Genomic DNA, 14,233 nt, shown 5'->3' on the forward strand with positions numbered 1-14,233 from the left:
GAAGCCTATATCCTGACGAAGGAAGAGGGCGGTCGTCACACCCCGTTCTTCACCAACTATCGTCCGCAGTTCTACTTCCGCACCACCGACGTGACCGGCATCATCCGCCTGCGCGAAGGCGTGGAAATGATCATGCCGGGCGACAACGCCGAGCTGGACGTCGAGCTGATCACCCCGATCGCCATGGACCAAGGCCTGCGCTTCGCCATTCGTGAAGGCGGCCGCACCGTCGGCGCCGGCGTCGTCTCCAAGATCGTCGAATAGTCGATCTGACACCCANCCTAACGATCAGGCCGCCGGAGCAATCCGGCGGCCTTTTTGTTTGGGGAAACGCCCCCCGGGAGATGACGTCGAGGTCATGACCTCGAATTAAGCTGACCCTCCGGAGGGCGCGGCCTACCGTCTGCTCAGGGTTGTGCAACAGAACGGAGGGGACCCATGCGTCTTCCGATGATTATCGCAGGCTTCGGCGTGCTCCTGTCGGCCGGCGCGGCCCAGGCGGCCGCGCCCCAGGTCGAGATCAAGGACGCCGTCGCGCGCGTCACGGTGATCCCTGAGGCCCGTAGCGACATCAAGGTGGAGATCCTGACCACCAACGGGAAATTGCCGCTGCAGGTGCGTACAGCGGGCGCGAAGGTGACCATCGACGGCGGCCTCGATCGCAAGATCCGCAGCTGCCATGGCGGCGGCGCCAAGGCCCGCGTCCAGGTGAGCGGGGTAGGGGATGTCGGCTATGCGCAGATGCCCCAGATCGTGATCCGCACGCCGCGTGATGCGAACGTCCAGGNNNNCGGCGACTGGACGGTGGCTAACGTGGCCGGGCTGCTCAAGTTGAACCAGGCCGGTTCCGGCGATGCGATGGTCGGCTCGGCCGGCCAGGCCAGCATCCGTGCGGCCGGCTCCGGCGACATCAAGACCAAGGCGATCAACGGCCCGCTGGAGATCAAGATGGCGGGGTCCGGGGATGTCTGGACCGCCTCGGTGAAGGGGCCCCTGGAGGTCAACGCCGCCGGCTCGGGCGATGTAAAGGTCGCGGGCGGGGCGGTCGACGCCATGACCGTGATGGTGGCCGGATCGGGCAGCGTCGACTTCGGCGGCACGGCGCAGTCGCTGAAGGCTCGAATCGCGGGCTCGGGCGACGTCCGCGCCAAGGAAGTGAAAGGCGCGGTCTCCAAGACCATTGTCGGCTCCGGCGGGGTCACAATCGGCTAAAACGCGCGGCGAGCGCCGCCCGCGGCGGGATATCGCGGGGAAATGTCCGCGAACGGGGTCTTGAGCCCCTCCCACCCTTGACGGGAGCGAGTCGCAGACGTATAGACCCGCCTCCTGTTGGACCGGCTGTGTGCTTCGAAGCGTTTTGAAGCACAGACGCGGTCCGCAGAACGGCCTGGGTTCCGGTGTAAATCGGAAGTTCAGGGCAGGGCCCACACGAGCAGTTCGTGCGGGCTCATCTCGTTTTTGCGGACTTACGCGTACGCGCATCTCCTATGAGGTGCTCGGGTTGGTCTTTGAAATGGTCAATGTCACGCGGACGTTCGTCGTCTGTAGGGGAAACTAAAGAGCGATATGGATCGTCAGAACATCCGCATCCGGCTCAAAGCCTTCGATCACCGCGTGCTGGACCATTCCACACGCGAGATCGTCAATACGGCTAAGCGCACCGGCGCGACCGTCCGGGGGCCTATCCCCCTGCCGACGCACATCGAAAAATTCACCGTCAACCGTTCGCCGCACATCGACAAGAAGTCGCGCGAGCAGTTCGAAATCCGCACGCATAAGCGCGTGCTCGATATCGTCGACCCCACCCCGCAGACCGTGGACGCGCTCATGAAGCTCGACCTGTCCGCCGGCGTGGACGTCGAGATCAAGCTTTAAGAGGGGATCGGTCGATGCGTACCGGCGTGATCGCCAAGAAACTGGGTATGGCGCGCTTCTTCGATGAAGCTGGCAGCCATGTGCCGGTGACCGTGCTCAGCCTTGAAGGCTGCCAGGTCACGGCTCATCGTACCCAGGACAAGGACGGCTATGTCGCTCTCCAACTCGGAGCCGGCGCCAAGAAAGCCAAAAACACCTCCAAGGGCATGCGTGGCCATTTCGCTAAGGCGGAAGTCGAGCCCAAGCACGAACTCGCAGAGTTCCGCGTGACCGAGGATAACCTGATCGACGTGGGCGCTGAGCTCGTCGCCGACCACTTCGTCGCCGGCCAAAAGGTCGATGTGACGGGGAGCACGGTCGGTAAGGGCTTCGCCGGCGCCATGAAGCGTTGGAACTTCGGCGGTATGCGGGCCACCCACGGTGTGTCCGTCTCTCACCGGGCCCACGGTTCGACCGGTCAGCGTCAGGATCCGGGCAAGACCTTCAAGGGTAAGAAGATGGCTGGCCACCTTGGTCAGGAAACCGTCACCACCCTGAACGTCACGGTCTGGAAGGTCGACGTTGAACGTGGCCTGATCCTCGTGCGGGGCTCCGTGCCCGGCACCGAAGGTTCCTACGTGAAGATCCGCGACGCGGTGAAGTCGGCGCGTCCGGCAGAAGCTCCCGTCCCGGGCAGCTTCCGCAAGGCTGGCCAAGCGGCTCCGGTCGTTGAGGCTCCGGCGGTGGAAGAAGCTCCGGCTGAAGCGCCTGAAGCTGGGGGCGAAGCACAGTAATGAAACTCGACGTCATCAAGCTCGACGGCGGGAAGGGCGGTTCGATTGAACTGTCCGACGCCATCTTCGGTATCGAAGACATCCGTGGGGATATCCTGCAGCGTGTGGTTACTTGGCAACTCGCCAAGCGCCGCTCGGGCAACCACAAAATTCAAGTCCGCAACGAGGTCTCTCGTACGGGCAAGAAGATGTACAAGCAAAAGGGCACCGGCGGCGCTCGTCACGGCTCGCGCCGTGCGGCTCAGTTCGTCGGCGGCGCCAAGGCTCACGGCCCTGTCGTCCGCAGCCACGCCTTCGACCTGACCAAGAAGTTCCGCGCCCTGGCCTTGCGCCATGCGCTGTCCTCCAAGGTTAAGTCCGGCTCGCTGGTCATCATGGATAGCGTCATTCTCGCCGATCCCAAGACGGCCGGCCTGCGCGCCAGCCTCGAGAAGATCGGTCTGAAGAACGTGCTGGTCATCGCCGGCGCCGAAGTCGACGCGAACTTCAAGCTCGCCGCCCGCAACATCCCGAACGTGGACGTGCTGCCGAACGCCGGCCTGAACGTCTATGACGTGCTGCGTCGCCACACCCTCGTCCTGACCAAGGACGCGGTTGAAGCGATCAACGCGCGCTATGCTGAGAAGGAAGCCGCGTAATGGCCGACCCAGTCGCCCGCCACTACGACGCAATCCTGTCGCCGGTGATCACCGAGAAGGCCACTCTGCTCTCCGAGCAGAACAAGGTGGTCTTCCGGGTCGCCAATGACGCGACCAAGGACGAAATCGCCGCCGCTGTCGAAGCGCTGTTCAAAGTCAATGTCACCAAGGTCAACACCTTGGTCGTCAAGGGCAAGACCAAGCGTTTCCGCGGCCGTCCTGGTCGTCGTTCCGACGTCAAGAAAGCTGTCGTGACCCTGGCCGAAGGCCAGTCCATCGACATCACCACGGGGCTCTAGTCCGATGGCCTTGAAGCATTATAATCCGACCTCGCCGGGCCGTCGTAGCCTCGTCCTGATCGATCGTTCCGAGCTCCACAAGGGCCGCCCCGAAAAGTCCCTCGTCGAGGGTCTGACGAAGTCGGGTGGTCGTGGCGGCAATGGCCGTATCGCCGTCCGCTTCCGCGGCGGCGGCGCCAAGCGCCTGTACCGGAAGGTCGACTTCAAGCGTCGTAAGTTCGACATGCCGGCCACGGTTCAGCGTCTCGAGTACGACCCGAACCGCACGGCGTTCATCGCGCTCATCAAGTATGAAGACGGTGAACTGGCCTATATCCTGGCCCCGCAACGCCTCAAGGCCGGTGACTCTGTCATCGCCGCCGAAAAGGCCGACGTGAAGCCGGGTAACGCCATGCCGCTGCGCGGCATGCCGATCGGCACGATCATCCACAACGTCGAGCTGAAGCCCCTCAAGGGCGGTCAGATCGCCCGTTCGGCTGGCGCCTACGCCCAGCTGGTTGGTCGTGACGCCGGCTACGCCCAGATCCGCCTGAACTCGGGCGAACTGCGTATGGTCCAAGACACCTGCATGGCTACGGTCGGCGCGGTGTCCAACCAGGACCATATGAACCAGGTTCTGGGTAAGGCTGGTCGCGTTCGTCACATGGGCTTCCGCCCGCACGTCCGCGGCGTCGTCATGAACCCGGTCGATCACCCGCACGGCGGCGGCGAAGGCCGCACCTCTGGTGGTCGCCACCCGGTCACCCCGTGGGGCAAGCCGACCAAGGGCTCGAAGACCCGCACTAACAAGGCGACGGATAAGTACATCATCCGTTCGCGCCACGCTCGGAAGGCTCGGTAAGCCATGACCCGTTCCGTTTGGAAAGGTCCGTTTGTTGACGGATACCTCCTTAAGAAGGCTGAGACCGCTCAAGGTTCCGGCCGCAAGGATGTGATCAAGACCTGGTCGCGTCGTTCGACGATCATGCCGCAGTTCGTCGGCCTGACCTTCGGCGTTCACAATGGCCAAAAGCACGTTCCCGTGCTGGTCAGCGAAGACATGGTCGGGATGAAGCTCGGTGAGTTCGCCCCGACCCGGTACTTCCCCGGTCACGCCGCCGATAAGAAGGCGAAGAGGAAGTAGCCATGGCTAAGCAAGCTAAAGCACGCCGCCTGTCGGGGATCGAGGCCATGGCCAAGATCACGACCCTGCGCACCAGCCCGCGCAAGCTGAACCTCGTCGCTCAGTCGATCCGCGGCCTCAAGGTCCAACGGGCCCTGAACGAGCTGGAGTTCAGCCACAAGCGCATCGCTCGCGATGTCCGTAAGGCGCTCTACTCGGCGATCTCGAACGCCGAGAACAACCACAACCTCGACATCGACAACCTGGTTGTCGCCGAGGCCTTCGTGGGCAAGAACCTGGTGATGAAGCGCTTCGCCGCCCGCGCTCGCGGTCGTGCTTCGCGTATCGAAAAGCCGTTCAGCGAGATCACCATCGTGGTCCGCGAATTGGGTGAGGCCGCCTGATGGGTCAAAAAGTCAATCCGGTCGGGCTTCGCCTCGGCATCAACCGCACGTGGGATTCGCGCTGGTTCGCCAAAAAGGCGGACTACGGCCGGCTCCTGCATGAGGACATCAAGATCCGCAAGCAGCTGAAGAAGCGCCTGTATCAAGCTGGCGTTTCGCGGATCATCATTGAGCGTCCGCACAAGAAGTGCCGCATCACCATCTATGCCGCGCGCCCTGGCGTGATCATCGGCAAGAAGGGTGCGGACATTGATAAGCTGCGCAAGGACGTTGCTTCGATCACGGAAGGCGAGGTTCACCTGAACATCGTCGAAATCCGTAAGCCGGAGACCGACGCCCAGCTGGTGGCCGAGAACATCGCCCAACAGCTCGAGCGCCGCGTCGCCTTCCGTCGCGCCATGAAGCGGTCGCTGCAAAGCGCCATGCGTCTGGGTGCGAAGGGCATGCGGATCGAAGTCGCCGGTCGTCTCGGCGGTGCGGAAATCGCGCGTACGGAATCGTACCACGAAGGCCGCGTGCCGCGTCACACCCTGCGCGCCGACATCGATTACGGGGTCACTGAAGCCTCCACCACCTACGGCATTATCGGCGTGAAGGTGTGGGTCTTCAAAGGCGAGGTCCTGGATCACGATCCGATGGCTCTCGACAAGCGCCTGGCCACTGAATCCGGCCCGGCCGGCGAAGGTGGCGGACGTTCGGGCGATCGTCCCGACCGTGGCCCGCGTCGTGACCGTCGTGAGCAAGCTGGAGCCTAAGGTAGAGCCATGCTGTCTCCGAAGAAAACCAAGTACCGTAAGCAGTTCAAGGGCAAGATCCACGGAACGGCCAAAGGCGGCTTCTCGCTGAACTTTGGCTCCTATGGTCTGAAGTCCGTTGAACCGGAACGCATCACCGCGCGTCAGATCGAAGCGGCTCGTCGGGCGATCACTCGCCAGATGAAGCGCCAAGGTCGCGTGTGGATCCGGATCTTCCCGGATGTGCCGGTCACCGACAAGCCGGCCGAAGTGCGGATGGGTAAGGGCAAGGGCGCGGTCGAGTACTGGGCCGCGCGCGTTCACCCGGGCCGTATCATGTTTGAAATCGACGGCGTGCCGGACGATGTGGCCCGTGAAGCTCTGCGCCTCGGCGCGGCCAAGCTTCCGGTGAAGACCCGCATCGTCACTCGCATCGAAGCCGCTGTGGCGGAGGCCGCGTGATGAAGATCGACGATATCCGGGGTATGACGCCCGACCAACTCGGCGAAAGCCTGCTGAACCTGAAAAAAGAGCAGTTCAACCTGCGCTTCCAGGCTGCAACGGGTCAGGTCGAGAAGACCCACCGCGTCGACGAAGTCCGTAAGGACATCGCGCGGATCAAGACCGTCCTGCGCTCCAAGCAGACCGCGGCCTAAGGAGACTACGAATATGCCCAAGCGAATTCTCGAAGGCGTCGTCGTCTCCGACAAGGGTGACAAGACGATCGTTGTGAAGGTCGAGCGTACCTTCCTGCATCCGGTGCTGAAGAAGACCGTTCGTCGGTCGAAGAAGTACCACGCCCATGACGAGGCCAACGTCTACAAGGCCGGTGAAATTGCTCGTATCATCGAGTGTGCGCCGAAGTCGAAAACCAAGACCTGGGAAGTGCTGCCTAAGGGCGGCGCCCAACAAGCCTCTTAAAGAAAGTCTCATCCAATGATTCAGATGCAGACTAACCTCGAGGTCGCCGACAACTCCGGCGCCCGTCGTGTGATGTGCATCAAGGTGCTCGGCGGCGCAGGCCGTCGGTACGCTGGCGTAGGCGACAAGATCGTCGTCTCCGTGAAGGAAGCGATCCCGCGCGGTCGGGTGAAGAAGGGTGACGTGCTCCAGGCTATCGTGGTGCGCACCTCTTCGGCGATCAAGCGTAAGGACGGGTCGGTGATCCGGTTCGACAAGAACGCCGCCGTGATCGTGAACAAGCAATCCGAGCCGATCGGCACGCGGATCTTCGGCCCGGTTCCTCGTGAACTGCGCGCCAAGAACCACATGAAGATCATTTCGCTCGCGCCAGAGGTGCTGTGATGGCCGCGAAGATCAAAAAAGGGGACCGCGTTCAGGTCCTGACCGGCAAGGACAAGGGCCGTCAAGGCGCTGTCCTGAAGGTTCTGCCCAAGGAAGACCGCGTCGTCGTGGAAGGCCTGAACCTGGTTCAGCGTCACACCCGCCCGACCCAGTCCGACCCGCAGGGCGGCATCAAGAGCAAGGAAGCGGCGCTCCACATTTCGAACGTGGCGATCGTCGACTCCAAGGGCAAGCCGACCCGCGTCGGCTTCCGGGTCGAAGGCGACAAGAAGGTCCGCGTCGCCAAGACGACCGGTGAGGTGATCAATGGCTGAGCAAGCTTACGAACCGCGGCTGAAGTCCGAGTATCGCGCGCGCATCCGCGCCGCGATGAAGGAACAGTTCGGTTACACGAACGAGATGCAGATCCCCAAGCTGGACAAGATCGTCCTGAACATGGGTATCGGTGAAGCCGTCTCGGACTCCAAGAAGGTCAACTCGGCGATCGCCGACCTGGCGAAGATCGCCGGTCAAAAGCCGCAGCCGACCAAGGCTCGTAACTCCATCGCCGGCTTCAAGCTGCGCGAAGGCATGGTTGTCGGCGCGAAGGTCACCCTTCGTGCGGACCGCATGTACGAGTTCCTGGACCGTTTGATCACGATCGCGCTTCCGCGCGTGAAGGACTTCCGGGGCCTGAAGCCCACCTCGTTCGACGGTCGCGGCAACTACGCCATGGGTCTGAAGGAGCACATCGTGTTCCCGGAGATCAACTACGACCAAATCGATCAAATGTGGGGCATGGACATCATCGTCGCCACGACTGCGAAGACCGACGACGAAGCGCGCGCGCTTCTCAAGGAATTCCAGTTCCCGTTCGTTCAAGCGTAAGCGGCGGGAAGGAAAGAGAAAATGGCCAAGAAAAGCGCCGTCAATCGTAATGAGATGGTCCGCAAGCTGGTGAAGCAATTCGCCGGCAAGCGTGAAGAACTCAAGGCGATCGCCAACGATGAGAGCCTGCCGCTCGAAGAACGCTTCGAAGCCCGGCTGAAGCTCGCCGAGCTGCCGCGCAACTCGTCCAAGACCCGCATCCGTAACCGGTGCGAAGTCACGGGCCGTCCGCGCGCGTACTATCGGAAGCTTAGGATGAGCCGGATCGCCCTGCGCGACCTGGGTTCCAGTGGCCAGATTCCTGGCCTCGTCAAGTCGAGCTGGTGAGGAGGGTCTCATGGTGAACGACCCCGTTGGCGATATGATCGCCCGCATCAAGAACGCCGCCACCCGTGGCCGTTCGAAGGTTTCCACGCCGGCCTCGAAGATGCGCGCGCGCGTCCTCGATGTGCTCGCCGAGGAAGGCTACATCCGCGGTTATCAACTCGTTCAGAAGCCGGGCGCTTTCCCGGAATTCGAGATCGAGCTGAAGTACTTCGACAACCAACCGGTGATCGTTGAGATCCGCCGCGTGTCGAAGCCAGGCCGTCGCGTCTATTCGTCGATCAAGGACCTGAAGCCGATTAAGAACGGCCTGGGGATCTCGATCCTGTCGACGCCGAAGGGCGTCATGTCGGACACGGCCGCGCGTGACGCGAACGTGGGCGGCGAAGTCCTCTTGCGGGTCTACTAAGATGTCGCGGATCGGAAAGAAGGCAGTCGCCGTCCCTTCGGGTGTGACGGTGACGATCGAAGGCCAAACGGTCACGGTGAAGGGCCCCAAGGGGCAACTCGCTTGGACCGTGGCCGAAGAGATCGAAGTCAAGCAGGAGGGCGCTGAGCTCCTCCTGACGAAGCGTGTCGACAGCACCCGGGCGCAAGCCATGTGGGGCCTGTCGCGTACGCTGGTCGCGAACATGGTCGAAGGTGTCACCTCCGGCTTTGAGAAGACCCTCGAACTGGTCGGCGTTGGTTATCGCGCGGCGATGAAGGGCAATGCGCTCTCCATGCAGCTGGGCTTCAGCCATGACGTGGATGTGCCGGCTCCGGCCGGTGTCACCTTCACGGTGCCGAAGCAGACCGAGATCAAGATCTCAGGCATCGATAAGCAGGTGATCGGCGAGATCGCCTCGCAGATCCGTCGCCTGCGTCCGCCGGAGCCCTATAAGGGCAAGGGCGTTCGCTATGCCGGCGAAAAGGTTCGCCGCAAGGAAGGCAAGAAGAAGTAGGCCATGGCTCTTAAACCCCGTGACACCGCCAAGCGCCGCGCTGAGCGCACGCGCATCCGCCTGCGGTCGGTGGCGAATGGTCGGCCGCGTCTGTCGGTCTTCCGCTCGTCGAAGAACATTTACGCTCAGGTCATCGATGATGAACGCGGCGTGACCCTCGCGGCCGCTTCCACCCTCGAAGAGGGCGAAAAGGCCGCCAAGGGCTCGGACAAGGACGCCGCCGCTCGCGTTGGCGCCCTGGTCGCTCAACGTGCGATCGAGAAGGGCGTCAAAGACGTCGTCTTCGACCGTGGCGGCTACATCTATCACGGTCGCGTGAAAGCGCTGGCCGACGCCGCGCGCGAAGCCGGCCTGAACTTCTAGGGGTACGCTGATGGCTCGTGGAAACGAACAACGTGGCGGTGGCGGCGACAATCGCCGGGACCGCAACCGCGGCAACCAAGCCGAAGAGCGCGCCGATTCCGACATCGTCGAGAAGCTGGTGCACATCAACCGCGTCGCCGCGACCGTGAAGGGTGGACGTCGTTTCTCGTTCGCCGCTCTCATGGTGGTCGGTGACCAAAAGGGCCGCGTCGGCTTCGGTCATGGCAAGGCGCGTGAAGTGCCTGAAGCCATCCGCAAGGCGACGGAAGAAGCCAAGAAGACCATGATCCGCGTGCCGCTCCGTGAGAGCCGCACCCTGCACCACGACGGCAATGGCCGTTGGGGCGCTGGCAAGGTGATGGTTCGCTCGGCGCCTCCCGGCACCGGCGTCATCGCCGGCGGTCCGATGCGTGCGGTCCTCGAAACCCTCGGCGTTCAAGACGTCGTGGGCAAGTCGGTCGGCTCGTCGAACCCCTACAACATGGTGCGGGCGACCTTTGAGGCGCTGAAGGCTCAGTCTTCGCCGCGTCAAGTCGCCGCCAAGCGCGGCAAGAAGGTCGCCGACGTCCTGGGCCGTAAGGCCGATGGCGCCGCCGCGGCCGCTGCTGACGGAGAGTGATCTATGGCTACGGTGACTGTTCGCCAAACGGGTAGCCCCATCCGACGCACCAAGGACCAGCGTTCTACGCTCGCCGGTCTGGGTCTGAACAAGATGGGCCGCGTTTCGACCCTTGAAGACACCCCGTCGGTTCGCGGGATGATCGACAAGGTCAAGCACCTGCTCGAAGTCGTCGAAGGCTAAGCCTTTTCGACTGGACGTTTAGGAGAGGCGGCGCCAAAAGCGTCGCCTCTTCGGTCGTTTCGGCGACCAAGTTTCAATTTCAGCCGAGTCGGAGCCAGCGCTCCGGCGACAGATCTCCAAGGAGAGGCACCATGACCAAGCTTAATGAACTCGCTCCGGCTCCCGGTTCCACGAAGAACCGCATGCGCGTCGGCCGTGGCCCGGGTTCGGGCAAGGGCAAGACCGGCGGCCGCGGCGTCAAGGGTCAGAAGGCCCGTTCTGGCGTGGCCATCAACGGTTTCGAAGGCGGCCAGATGCCGCTGCACATGCGTATGCCGAAGCGCGGGTTCAACAACCCCTTCGCCAAGGAATTCGCCGAGGTGAACCTGTGGCGTCTTGAGCAGGCGATCGCCGCCGGCAAGCTCGACGCCAAGAAGCCGATCGACGGCAAGGTTCTGGTCGCGGCCGGCGTCCTGCGTCGTGAACGCGACGGCGTGCGTCTGCTCGCCAAGGGCGAACTGACCACCAAGATCGACATCACTGTCTATTCGGCTTCGGCCGCGGCCAAGGCCGCTGTCGAGAAGGCCGGCGGCAAGATCACGACGACCGCGCCGGTCGTCGCTGAAGCTGCTGAGTAATACGCCCGTCCCGGCGCAAGCCGGGAATTAGCTGACCATCCGGTTCCTCGAGGTCAGCGACCGCCCGCATTCCTGATGGAACCCCGACCTGGTCGGGGAAAGCGGCGGAGGGACCGGATGACAGCGCAAGGCGGACACCCTATGTGTGACCGGTCTTACAGTCTGGGGTTCTAAATGGCTTCGGCCGCTGAACAGCTCGCCGCAAACATGAACTTCGGCGCCTTTCAAAAGGCGACGGAGCTGCACAAGCGCATCGGGTTCACGCTCCTTGCGCTGATCGCCTATCGGCTCGGGACCTATATCCCGATCCCCGGCATCGACCCGCAAGCCTTCGCCCAAGCCTTTGAAGGCCAGGCGCAGGGGATCCTGGGCATGTTCAACATGTTCTCCGGGGGCGCTGTCCAACGGATGGCGATCTTCTCGCTGAACGTGATGCCCTACATCTCGGCGTCGATCATCGTGCAGCTGCTGGGGACGGTCTATCCGCCCTGGGAGAAACTGCGGAAGGAAGGCGGGGAGGCGGGCCGCAAGACCCTCAACCAATACACCCGCTACCTGACGGTCATTCTGGCGCTGTTCCAATCGTTCGCCATCGCCACCGGACTGCAAGCCAGCCCCGGCCTGGTGCTGGACCCCGGGATCTTCTTCCTGGCCTCGACGGTCGTGACTCTGACCGGCGGCACGCTGCTGCTGATGTGGCTGGGTGAGCAGATCACCAGCCGTGGTGTCGGCAACGGCGTCTCGCTGATCATCTTCGCCGGTATCGTCGCGGTTCTGCCGCGCGGCATCTGGCAGATGTTCACCATGACCCGGACCGGTTCGCTGTCGGGCTTCGCGATGTTCGCGATCATCGCCCTGGCCATCGCCGTGGTCTTCGCCATCGTCTTCATGGAACGCTCGCAGCGCCGTCTGCTGGTGCAGTATCCGAAGCGCCAGCAAGGCAATCGCATGTTTGGCGGGGACACCTCGTTCCTGCCGCTGAAGATCAACACCGCGGGCGTCATTCCGCCGATCTTCGCCTCGTCGCTGCTGCTGCTGCCGACCACGGCTATGGGCTTCCTAGCGACGGCTAATCTTCCGCCGTGGGCGCAATGGCTGCCTGGAACGGTGGGCCTGCTTCAGCACGGCCAGCCGGCCTTCATGGTGCTCTACGCGGCGCTGATCATCTTCTTCTGCTTCTTCTACACCTCGGTCGTGTTCAATCCGGACGACACCGCGGAGAACCTGCGCAAGTACGGCGGGTTCCTGCCAGGCATCCGTCCGGGCAAGCGCACCGCGGAGTATTTGGACTACGTGCTGACCCGTCTGACGGTGATCGGTGCGGCGTACATCACCCTGGTCTGCCTCATGCCCGAGATGCTGATCGGCTACTTCAAGGCGCCGTTCTATCTGGGCGGCACCTCGATCCTGATCGTGGTGAGTGTGACCATGGATACTGTGACCCAGATCCAGTCGCATCTCCTGGCCCACCAGTACGAGGGCCTGATCAAGAAATCCAAGCTGCGCGGCGGACGCGCGCGCTAGGGGCGTCGATTTAGGCCGGTCATTGGGGATGACCGGGGAGGGGATACTAAAAATGAATTTGATCCTGTTCGGCCCGCCGGCGGCGGGGAAGGGCACTCAGGCCAAGCGTTTGGTCGAGAACCGCAAGATGGTCCAGCTCTCCACCGGAGACATGCTGCGCGCCGCGATCGCTTCGGGCTCCGAGCTCGGCAAGCGTGTCGAGGGCGTCATGCAGCGCGGTGAGCTGGTCACCGACGAGATCGTTATCGCGCTTATCGAAGAGCGCTTGCCGGAGGCCGAGGCCGCTGGCGGAGCTATCTTCGACGGTTTCCCCAGGACCCTGGCCCAGGCCAAGGCTTTGGATTCAATGCTCGAGCAGCGCGGATCGCGAATCGATCTAGTGGTCCGCCTGAAGGTGGACGACGAGCAGCTCCTCAAGCGGGTCGCCGGTCGGTTCGCCGAATCGGGCCGTCCCGACGACAATCCCGAGAGCTTCAAGGTGAGGCTCTCGGCCTACAACGATCAGACCGCGCCGCTGCTGCCCTACTATGAGAGCCAGAAGAAACTGGTTGAAGTAGACGGCATGGGCACGATCGAAGAAGTGTCCACCGGCATTGACGGGGCTCTAGAAGCCCCCCGCCGGTAGGCAACCCGCCCTCGCAGTCGTAGGAAACCCTTAAAAGGTTCAAATTCCTGCGATTGCTCCATTGACGGAAACGCAACGTTCCCTATAACGGTGCGCTTCCGCGAAAGGGCGCGAAGGACGTGCCGGCCTTCCCACTTGGGACTCTGGGCCGGGGCGCCGTTCGCGCTTCTCTGCGTGACTAGGAGATTCTACGCGTGGCCCGTATTGCTGGCGTCAACATTCCGACTAACAAGCGCGTCGTGATCGCGCTTCAGTACATCCATGGCATCGGCCAGGCGAAAGCCAAGCAGATCGTCAGCACGGTTGGCATTGAAGACGCTCGTCGCGTCAATCAGCTGAGCGACGCTGAGATCCTTCAGATCCGTGAAGCCATCGACCGCGACTATACAGTCGAGGGCGATCTGCGTCGCGAGACTGCGGTCAACATCAAGCGCCTCATGGACCTGGCCTGCTATCGCGGCCTTCGTCACCGTAAGGGCCTCCCGGTCCGCGGCCAGCGCACCCACACCAACGCCCGCACCCGCAAGGGTCCGGCTAAGCCGATCGCCGGCAAGAAGAAGTAAGAGAGCTTAGCGATGGCCAAGGAACCGGCGCGCGTTAAACGTCGCGAACGTAAGAACATCACCTCGGGCGTGGCGCACGTGAACGCCTCGTTCAACAACACCATGATCACCATCACGGACGCGCAAGGGAACACGATTTCCTGGTCGTCGGCCGGCATGATGGGGTTCAAGGGCTCCCGGAAGTCGACGCCCTACGCCGCCCAGATGGCGGCCGAGGACGCCGGCAAGAAGGCGGCCGAGCACGGTGTGAAGACGTTGGAAGTGAACGTGTCGGGTCCGGGTTCGGGGCGTGAATCGGCGCTCCGCGCTCTTCAATCCGTCGGCATGACCATCACCACCATCCGCGACGTGACCCCCATTCCGCATAACGGTTGCCGGCCGCCCAAGCGTCGGCGCGTCTAAGTACCGAAGTACCGCACTCCCCACGCGCCGGACCGCGATTTCGCGTCCGGCGATCCTGCGTTTCGAGGGACA

At 63.0% G+C, this 14,233-nt stretch carries 26 protein-coding genes and 2 pseudogenes; all 28 read left to right on the top strand.

The window, feature by feature from the left end:
• Window positions 1-264, top strand: a pseudogene (gene tuf, locus ASE02_RS00350) (elongation factor Tu); the annotation flags it as partial.
• Window positions 265-438: 174 nt separating this feature from the next.
• Window positions 439-787: pseudogene (locus ASE02_RS22755) on the top strand (hypothetical protein); the annotation flags it as partial.
• A 71-nt stretch (window positions 788-858) separates the two neighbouring features.
• On the top strand, window positions 859-1,212 hold the full coding sequence (locus ASE02_RS22760; protein ID WP_369818499.1) for a GIN domain-containing protein: 354 nt from the start codon (window positions 859-861) through the stop codon (window positions 1,210-1,212).
• A gap of 354 nt (window positions 1,213-1,566) precedes the next feature.
• Window positions 1,567-1,875, top strand: a complete 309-nt coding sequence (gene rpsJ, locus ASE02_RS00360) for a 30S ribosomal protein S10 (RefSeq protein WP_056730043.1) — start codon at window positions 1,567-1,569, stop codon at window positions 1,873-1,875.
• Between the two features lie 14 nt (window positions 1,876-1,889).
• Complete coding sequence (gene rplC, locus ASE02_RS00365) at window positions 1,890-2,648, top strand: 50S ribosomal protein L3 (RefSeq protein ID WP_056730044.1); 759 nt, start codon at window positions 1,890-1,892, stop codon at window positions 2,646-2,648.
• Complete coding sequence (rplD, locus tag ASE02_RS00370; RefSeq protein WP_056730046.1) at window positions 2,648-3,286, top strand: 50S ribosomal protein L4; 639 nt, start codon at window positions 2,648-2,650, stop codon at window positions 3,284-3,286. Before rplC ends, rplD begins: the two co-directional genes overlap by 1 nt.
• Complete coding sequence (locus ASE02_RS00375; RefSeq protein ID WP_056018075.1) at window positions 3,286-3,585, top strand: 50S ribosomal protein L23; 300 nt, start codon at window positions 3,286-3,288, stop codon at window positions 3,583-3,585. Before rplD ends, ASE02_RS00375 begins: the two co-directional genes overlap by 1 nt.
• A 4-nt stretch (window positions 3,586-3,589) precedes the next feature.
• Window positions 3,590-4,426, top strand: coding sequence for a 50S ribosomal protein L2 (rplB, locus tag ASE02_RS00380; RefSeq protein ID WP_056730048.1), 837 nt, complete (start codon window positions 3,590-3,592; stop codon window positions 4,424-4,426).
• 3 nt (window positions 4,427-4,429) lie between these two features.
• A complete protein-coding gene (gene rpsS, locus ASE02_RS00385) occupies window positions 4,430-4,708 on the top strand; it encodes a 30S ribosomal protein S19 (protein WP_056730050.1) in 279 nt (92 codons plus the stop codon).
• Between the two features lie 2 nt (window positions 4,709-4,710).
• Entirely contained in the window at window positions 4,711-5,091 is a 381-nt protein-coding gene (rplV, locus tag ASE02_RS00390) for a 50S ribosomal protein L22 (protein ID WP_056730052.1), read from the top strand.
• On the top strand, window positions 5,091-5,846 hold the full coding sequence (gene rpsC / locus ASE02_RS00395; RefSeq protein ID WP_056730054.1) for a 30S ribosomal protein S3: 756 nt from the start codon (window positions 5,091-5,093) through the stop codon (window positions 5,844-5,846). Before rplV ends, rpsC begins: the two co-directional genes overlap by 1 nt.
• Before the next feature lie 9 nt (window positions 5,847-5,855).
• Window positions 5,856-6,287 carry a 50S ribosomal protein L16 gene (rplP, locus tag ASE02_RS00400; RefSeq protein ID WP_056730057.1) on the top strand — a complete coding sequence of 144 codons (432 nt, stop codon included), beginning with the start codon at window positions 5,856-5,858 and terminating at the stop codon, window positions 6,285-6,287.
• Complete coding sequence (gene rpmC, locus ASE02_RS00405) at window positions 6,287-6,481, top strand: 50S ribosomal protein L29 (RefSeq protein ID WP_056730059.1); 195 nt, start codon at window positions 6,287-6,289, stop codon at window positions 6,479-6,481. The genes rplP and rpmC overlap by 1 nt, the downstream gene beginning before the upstream one ends.
• A gap of 13 nt (window positions 6,482-6,494) precedes the next feature.
• Window positions 6,495-6,746 carry a 30S ribosomal protein S17 gene (gene rpsQ, locus ASE02_RS00410; protein WP_056730061.1) on the top strand — a complete coding sequence of 84 codons (252 nt, stop codon included), beginning with the start codon at window positions 6,495-6,497 and terminating at the stop codon, window positions 6,744-6,746.
• A 15-nt stretch (window positions 6,747-6,761) separates the two neighbouring features.
• Window positions 6,762-7,130: a 50S ribosomal protein L14 gene (gene rplN, locus ASE02_RS00415; RefSeq protein ID WP_056018090.1), complete on the top strand. Its 369-nt coding sequence runs from the start codon at window positions 6,762-6,764 to the stop codon at window positions 7,128-7,130.
• Window positions 7,130-7,444 (top strand): 50S ribosomal protein L24, encoded by a 315-nt coding sequence (gene rplX, locus ASE02_RS00420; protein ID WP_056730064.1) that lies wholly within the window; start codon window positions 7,130-7,132, stop codon window positions 7,442-7,444. The genes rplN and rplX overlap by 1 nt, the downstream gene beginning before the upstream one ends.
• Window positions 7,437-7,997, top strand: coding sequence for a 50S ribosomal protein L5 (gene rplE, locus ASE02_RS00425; RefSeq protein WP_056018094.1), 561 nt, complete (start codon window positions 7,437-7,439; stop codon window positions 7,995-7,997). Before rplX ends, rplE begins: the two co-directional genes overlap by 8 nt.
• 21 nt (window positions 7,998-8,018) lie before the next feature.
• Window positions 8,019-8,324, top strand: coding sequence for a 30S ribosomal protein S14 (rpsN, locus tag ASE02_RS00430; protein WP_056730066.1), 306 nt, complete (start codon window positions 8,019-8,021; stop codon window positions 8,322-8,324).
• 10 nt (window positions 8,325-8,334) lie between these two features.
• A complete protein-coding gene (gene rpsH, locus ASE02_RS00435) occupies window positions 8,335-8,730 on the top strand; it encodes a 30S ribosomal protein S8 (protein WP_056730067.1) in 396 nt (131 codons plus the stop codon).
• Window position 8,731: 1 nt separating this feature from the next.
• Entirely contained in the window at window positions 8,732-9,265 is a 534-nt protein-coding gene (rplF, locus tag ASE02_RS00440; RefSeq protein ID WP_056730069.1) for a 50S ribosomal protein L6, read from the top strand.
• Window positions 9,266-9,268: 3 nt separating this feature from the next.
• On the top strand, window positions 9,269-9,628 hold the full coding sequence (rplR, locus tag ASE02_RS00445) for a 50S ribosomal protein L18 (protein WP_056730071.1): 360 nt from the start codon (window positions 9,269-9,271) through the stop codon (window positions 9,626-9,628).
• A 10-nt stretch (window positions 9,629-9,638) separates the two neighbouring features.
• Window positions 9,639-10,247: a 30S ribosomal protein S5 gene (gene rpsE, locus ASE02_RS00450; protein WP_056730073.1), complete on the top strand. Its 609-nt coding sequence runs from the start codon at window positions 9,639-9,641 to the stop codon at window positions 10,245-10,247.
• A gap of 3 nt (window positions 10,248-10,250) precedes the next feature.
• Window positions 10,251-10,430: a 50S ribosomal protein L30 gene (rpmD, locus tag ASE02_RS00455; RefSeq protein ID WP_056730076.1), complete on the top strand. Its 180-nt coding sequence runs from the start codon at window positions 10,251-10,253 to the stop codon at window positions 10,428-10,430.
• 131 nt (window positions 10,431-10,561) lie between these two features.
• Window positions 10,562-11,047: a 50S ribosomal protein L15 gene (gene rplO / locus ASE02_RS00460; protein ID WP_056730078.1), complete on the top strand. Its 486-nt coding sequence runs from the start codon at window positions 10,562-10,564 to the stop codon at window positions 11,045-11,047.
• 174 nt (window positions 11,048-11,221) lie between these two features.
• Window positions 11,222-12,571, top strand: a complete 1,350-nt coding sequence (gene secY, locus ASE02_RS00465) for a preprotein translocase subunit SecY (RefSeq protein WP_056730080.1) — start codon at window positions 11,222-11,224, stop codon at window positions 12,569-12,571.
• 52 nt (window positions 12,572-12,623) lie between these two features.
• Window positions 12,624-13,196: an adenylate kinase gene (locus tag ASE02_RS00470; RefSeq protein ID WP_056730082.1), complete on the top strand. Its 573-nt coding sequence runs from the start codon at window positions 12,624-12,626 to the stop codon at window positions 13,194-13,196.
• Between the two features lie 194 nt (window positions 13,197-13,390).
• Complete coding sequence (rpsM, locus tag ASE02_RS00475; RefSeq protein WP_056730084.1) at window positions 13,391-13,759, top strand: 30S ribosomal protein S13; 369 nt, start codon at window positions 13,391-13,393, stop codon at window positions 13,757-13,759.
• A gap of 12 nt (window positions 13,760-13,771) precedes the next feature.
• A complete protein-coding gene (gene rpsK, locus ASE02_RS00480; protein WP_056730086.1) occupies window positions 13,772-14,161 on the top strand; it encodes a 30S ribosomal protein S11 in 390 nt (129 codons plus the stop codon).
• Window positions 14,162-14,233 lie beyond the last annotated feature (72 nt).

The sequence above is a fragment of the Phenylobacterium sp. Root700 genome (assembly GCF_001429025.1).
In the GTDB taxonomy this organism is placed as follows: domain Bacteria; phylum Pseudomonadota; class Alphaproteobacteria; order Caulobacterales; family Caulobacteraceae; genus Phenylobacterium.

Excerpts from the sequence above, each read along its gene's own strand:
- rpsN (WP_056730066.1), top strand. The coding sequence starts at position 8,019 with ATGGCCAAGAAAAGCGCCGTCAATCGTAATGAGATGGTCCGCAAGCTG.
- rplR (WP_056730071.1), top strand. The coding sequence starts at position 9,269 with ATGGCTCTTAAACCCCGTGACACCGCCAAGCGCCGCGCTGAGCGCACG.
- rpmD (WP_056730076.1), top strand. The coding sequence starts at position 10,251 with ATGGCTACGGTGACTGTTCGCCAAACGGGTAGCCCCATCCGACGCACC.
- ASE02_RS00375 (WP_056018075.1), top strand. The coding sequence starts at position 3,286 with ATGGCCGACCCAGTCGCCCGCCACTACGACGCAATCCTGTCGCCGGTG.
- rpsJ (WP_056730043.1), top strand. The coding sequence starts at position 1,567 with ATGGATCGTCAGAACATCCGCATCCGGCTCAAAGCCTTCGATCACCGC.
- rpsH (WP_056730067.1), top strand. The coding sequence starts at position 8,335 with ATGGTGAACGACCCCGTTGGCGATATGATCGCCCGCATCAAGAACGCC.
- rplC (WP_056730044.1), top strand. The coding sequence starts at position 1,890 with ATGCGTACCGGCGTGATCGCCAAGAAACTGGGTATGGCGCGCTTCTTC.
- rplN (WP_056018090.1), top strand. The coding sequence starts at position 6,762 with ATGATTCAGATGCAGACTAACCTCGAGGTCGCCGACAACTCCGGCGCC.
- ASE02_RS22760 (WP_369818499.1), top strand. The coding sequence starts at position 859 with ATGGTCGGCTCGGCCGGCCAGGCCAGCATCCGTGCGGCCGGCTCCGGC.
- rplF (WP_056730069.1), top strand. The coding sequence starts at position 8,732 with ATGTCGCGGATCGGAAAGAAGGCAGTCGCCGTCCCTTCGGGTGTGACG.
- rpsS (WP_056730050.1), top strand. The coding sequence starts at position 4,430 with ATGACCCGTTCCGTTTGGAAAGGTCCGTTTGTTGACGGATACCTCCTT.
- rplE (WP_056018094.1), top strand. The coding sequence starts at position 7,437 with ATGGCTGAGCAAGCTTACGAACCGCGGCTGAAGTCCGAGTATCGCGCG.
- rplP (WP_056730057.1), top strand. The coding sequence starts at position 5,856 with ATGCTGTCTCCGAAGAAAACCAAGTACCGTAAGCAGTTCAAGGGCAAG.
- rplX (WP_056730064.1), top strand. The coding sequence starts at position 7,130 with ATGGCCGCGAAGATCAAAAAAGGGGACCGCGTTCAGGTCCTGACCGGC.
- rplV (WP_056730052.1), top strand. The coding sequence starts at position 4,711 with ATGGCTAAGCAAGCTAAAGCACGCCGCCTGTCGGGGATCGAGGCCATG.
- rpsK (WP_056730086.1), top strand. The coding sequence starts at position 13,772 with ATGGCCAAGGAACCGGCGCGCGTTAAACGTCGCGAACGTAAGAACATC.
- rplO (WP_056730078.1), top strand. The coding sequence starts at position 10,562 with ATGACCAAGCTTAATGAACTCGCTCCGGCTCCCGGTTCCACGAAGAAC.
- rpsE (WP_056730073.1), top strand. The coding sequence starts at position 9,639 with ATGGCTCGTGGAAACGAACAACGTGGCGGTGGCGGCGACAATCGCCGG.
- rplB (WP_056730048.1), top strand. The coding sequence starts at position 3,590 with ATGGCCTTGAAGCATTATAATCCGACCTCGCCGGGCCGTCGTAGCCTC.
- secY (WP_056730080.1), top strand. The coding sequence starts at position 11,222 with ATGGCTTCGGCCGCTGAACAGCTCGCCGCAAACATGAACTTCGGCGCC.
- rpmC (WP_056730059.1), top strand. The coding sequence starts at position 6,287 with ATGAAGATCGACGATATCCGGGGTATGACGCCCGACCAACTCGGCGAA.
- rplD (WP_056730046.1), top strand. The coding sequence starts at position 2,648 with ATGAAACTCGACGTCATCAAGCTCGACGGCGGGAAGGGCGGTTCGATT.
- ASE02_RS00470 (WP_056730082.1), top strand. The coding sequence starts at position 12,624 with ATGAATTTGATCCTGTTCGGCCCGCCGGCGGCGGGGAAGGGCACTCAG.
- rpsQ (WP_056730061.1), top strand. The coding sequence starts at position 6,495 with ATGCCCAAGCGAATTCTCGAAGGCGTCGTCGTCTCCGACAAGGGTGAC.
- rpsC (WP_056730054.1), top strand. The coding sequence starts at position 5,091 with ATGGGTCAAAAAGTCAATCCGGTCGGGCTTCGCCTCGGCATCAACCGC.